Source organism: Sphingomonas bacterium, from assembly GCF_903643065.1.
Taxonomy (GTDB): domain Bacteria; phylum Pseudomonadota; class Alphaproteobacteria; order Sphingomonadales; family Sphingomonadaceae; genus Sphingomonas.
The window spans coordinates 1-3,179 of sequence record NZ_CAHJWX010000365.1; the positions used below are offsets into that span (position 1 = coordinate 1).

The following is a 3,179-nucleotide window of genomic DNA, read 5'->3' on the forward strand; positions in this document are numbered from 1 at the left end:
GCCGCCGGCGTCACCGCGCTGGTCGCCGCCGCCGGCACGGGCTCGGCCGCGATCGCCGCGCCACCCGACACCAGAACCAGGATCGCCACGGCCGCGCGGGAGAATATCATCGATCGTTCCACCCCTGGCGCTGGCGCTTCAAACCGCCTGCGCGAACCCGTCCGCTGGCCACCGCCACCGGACGAAGCGAGGCCTGGTCGCAACGTGGTTACCAAGACAATACCGGTGTTCGCGCGGCGGGACGGGGCGCGCCGGAGCTGCGGTGAGTTGAACGGTGGACGGTGAAAGCGCGCTGGAGGTGGTCGGCGGGCAGGGCGGCCTACAGATCGCGCCCGTAGACCTGATAGACCTTGTTGACCCGGCTCTCGATCGTCTCCGCGATCGAGCGCATCCCCTGATTGCCCTCCAGGATCCAGCCGATCTCGCCCCGGCTGGCGCCGTAGACGCGCACGGAGGCCTCGCGGATATACTCGATCATCATGAAGGCGAGCTGGGACGCCATGCGGCTCGCCTGCAGCTCCTTGACGACGCCCATCAGCGGCACGCGCACCGTGCGCACCTTGGGCGCGCGCAGCCACAGGAGCAGCTTGGCCCAGCCGAACGGGAGCAGCGAGCCATGCAGCGGCTTGATCGCCTCGTTTAGGTCCGGCAGCGTGATCATGAAGGCGACGGGCTTGCCGTCCAGCTCGGCGATGCGGATCAGGTCGTTGAACACGATCGGCTTCAGCTTGACGCCGACGTCCTTGATCTCGGGCGGAGTGAGGGGCACGAAGCCCCAGTTGCTGCTCCACGCGTCGTTCAGGATGGCGAGGATGATCGCGGCCTCCTCCTCGAACTTCTTCTTGTTCACCTCGCGCACGACGATGCGCTTGTTCGCCTCGCCCGACTTGATGATGCGCTTGACGATCGGGGGGAATTCCTGCGTGATGTCGAGGTCATAGGTCATCATCCGCTTGACCGGCGCATAGCCCGCCGCCTCGATCCAGCCCCGATATTCGGCCTTGGCATGCCCCATCATGATCGTCGGCGGGTGGTCGAAGCCGTCGATCAGCAAGCCGGGCTCTTCCCAGATCGACTGGGAGATGGGGCCGAGCGCGTGCGTCATCCCCTGCTCGCGCAACCAGCCCTCGGCGGTGGCGAGCAGCGCCCGGAAGACGTCGGGCCGCTCGGCCTCCATCAGCCCCCATTGCCCCACGCCCGGGCCAAAGCCCTGCGCCGCCGGCATGGTCAGCGCCAGCGTGTCGATGTGCGCGGAGATGCGGCCGACGACGCGGCCCCCGTCCTCCGCCAGGAACAGCTGCGCCTTGGCATGGGAATACCAGCCGTTCTTCTCCGGCGTGATCAGCCCCAGCGCCTCGCCCTTGAGCGGCGGCACCCAGTGCGGATCGTCCGCGTACAAGCGGAACGGCAGGTCGACGAAGCGCTTGCGGTCGGCCTTGCTGCTGATCGGGCGGATGGCGAGCGGCATGGATCCCTTTCCGTCACGCCGGCATCCGCGTCAGGGGCGCGGCTGACGACGGTTCATTGCGCGAGCGCGACGATCGGCACAACCCTGCGCCGACATGACGCGGTGAGTTGGATTGCCATGCTCAGGCCACTATCTTGCGATCATGGCGACCGCGATGAGCACCCTGACCATTGACGCAGCCGCGGCGCGCGCGCTGCCCGTCGCGGCGAAGGTCGGCGATGACAAGGCGATGTTGCGCGCCGCCGCCGAGCTGACGCGCGACCTGATCGCACCCCGACCGGGGCTGTACTGGCTCGACCTGGGGGGGTCGGCGGCGCTCGGCTACCTGGCGCTGGTCGGTGCGACGATGCTGCCGGGCGCGCTCGCCTGGGTCGCGGGCGTGGTGGCGGTGCTGGCGCTCTATCGCGCGATGAGCTTCATCCACGAGATCAGCCACCTCAAGCATGCCGGGCCGATGCGTGGCTTCCGGCGCGGGTTCGATGCGCTGGTCGGCGTGCCGATGCTGATCCCCTCGTTCATGTACGAGGGCGTGCACAATCTGCATCACGCCAAGACCCGCTATGGCACCAGCCAGGACCCGGAATACCTCCCGCTCGCGCTGATGAAGCCGTGGACCCTGCCCGTGTTCGTCGCGGTCAGCGCGCTGGCGCCCTTGGGGTTGCTGATCCGCTACGGCGTGCTCGCGCCCCTGTCGGTCGTGGTGCCCGGCCTGCGCCGCGCGGTGGTCGAGCGCTATTCGGCGCTGGCGATTAATCCCGGCTTCCGCCGCCGCGCGCCCGAGGGCGAGGCGAAGCGCCATTGGGATCGGCTCGAAACCGCCTGCGCGCTCTGGGCGATGACGCTGATCGCGCTGGTCGCGACCGGCACGCTGCCGTTCCGCGCGTTCGCGATCGGCTTCGCGATCGCGTCGCTGGTCGCGGTGATTAATCAGGTTCGCACGCTGGTCGCGCATCTGTGGGAGAATGACGGCGAGCCGATGAGCGTCACCGCGCAATATCTCGACAGCGTCAACGTGCCACCACCCGCGCTGCTGCCGATGCTGTGGGCGCCGGTCGGCCTGCGCTACCATGCGCTCCATCATTTGTTGCCGGGCCTGCCGTATCACGCGCTGGGCGAAGCGCATCGCCGGCTGACTGCGGCGTTGGAGGCGGGCTCGCCATTCCACCAGGCGAGCTATGCGGGGCTGCCGCATCTGGTGGCGAAGATCGGGCGGAGTACGCTGGGGCTGCGTTGACGATCCGGCTACGATGGGTCATACCAGCGGTATGAAAGTCGCCGTCTCCATCCCGGATCGGACGTTCTCCAAAGCCGATGCTCTCGCGAAGCGGCTTCAAACGTCGCGCAGCGCCCTTTACGCACGTGCCCTGCAAGCGTTCATTGAAACTCATGAGGAGGACTCGGTCACGGTGGCGATGAACACCGTCATCGCCGAGGTCGGCACCGAGCTTGATGAGTGGACGCGGGCGGCGTCCAGATCGGTTCTGGCTCGCACTGAGTGGTAATCGCGCAGGGCGACATTTGGTGGGCGGACGCCAGTGATCCCGCAGGGTCGGAGCTGGGCTATACGCGGCCGGTGCTGGTGGTGCAGTCCGACCGCTTCAACGCCAGCACGTTGGCGACGGTGCTCTGCGTGCCGCTAGAGTCTGAGTCATCTGGGCTGAATCGGTTTGGGATTCCCCTGGTCGAAGAAGTCTGATTCAAGCTGCTGGCC

The 3,179-nt window shown here is 67.6% G+C and carries 4 protein-coding genes; 3 read left to right on the forward strand and 1 reads right to left on the reverse strand.

All coding sequences use genetic code 11. The features are described from left to right. Positions 1 to 319: 319 nt before the first annotated feature. Complete coding sequence (locus HUU95_RS12080; RefSeq protein ID WP_174280332.1) at positions 320 to 1,468, reverse strand: N-acetyltransferase; 1,149 nt, start codon at positions 1,466 to 1,468, stop codon at positions 320 to 322. Positions 1,469 to 1,622: 154 nt separating this feature from the next. On the opposite strand from HUU95_RS12080, the gene HUU95_RS12085 reads away from it, so the two are divergent. From HUU95_RS12085 to HUU95_RS14800, 3 genes are read left to right on the forward strand one after another with little or no spacing between them, the layout of a single operon-like run. Beyond that, the gene (locus HUU95_RS12085) at positions 1,623 to 2,702 is read left to right on the forward strand and encodes a fatty acid desaturase family protein (RefSeq protein ID WP_254602778.1); all 1,080 of its coding nucleotides are present in this window, start codon (positions 1,623 to 1,625) and stop codon (positions 2,700 to 2,702) included. A gap of 13 nt (positions 2,703 to 2,715) precedes the next feature. Continuing rightward, complete coding sequence (locus HUU95_RS12090; RefSeq protein WP_174280334.1) at positions 2,716 to 2,970, forward strand: hypothetical protein; 255 nt, start codon at positions 2,716 to 2,718, stop codon at positions 2,968 to 2,970. Next, positions 2,964 to 3,164, forward strand: coding sequence for a type II toxin-antitoxin system PemK/MazF family toxin (locus HUU95_RS14800; RefSeq protein WP_174280335.1), 201 nt, complete (start codon positions 2,964 to 2,966; stop codon positions 3,162 to 3,164). The genes HUU95_RS12090 and HUU95_RS14800 overlap by 7 nt, the downstream gene beginning before the upstream one ends. Positions 3,165 to 3,179: the final 15 nt, after the last annotated feature.

What these genes read in the sequence shown, in the direction of transcription:
- HUU95_RS12080 (WP_174280332.1), bottom strand. Translation starts at nt 1,468, where the DNA reads ATGCCGCTCGCCATCCGCCCGATCAGCAGCAAGGCCGACCGCAAGCGC.
- HUU95_RS12085 (WP_254602778.1), top strand. Translation starts at nt 1,623, where the DNA reads ATGAGCACCCTGACCATTGACGCAGCCGCGGCGCGCGCGCTGCCCGTC.
- HUU95_RS12090 (WP_174280334.1), top strand. Translation starts at nt 2,716, where the DNA reads ATGGGTCATACCAGCGGTATGAAAGTCGCCGTCTCCATCCCGGATCGG.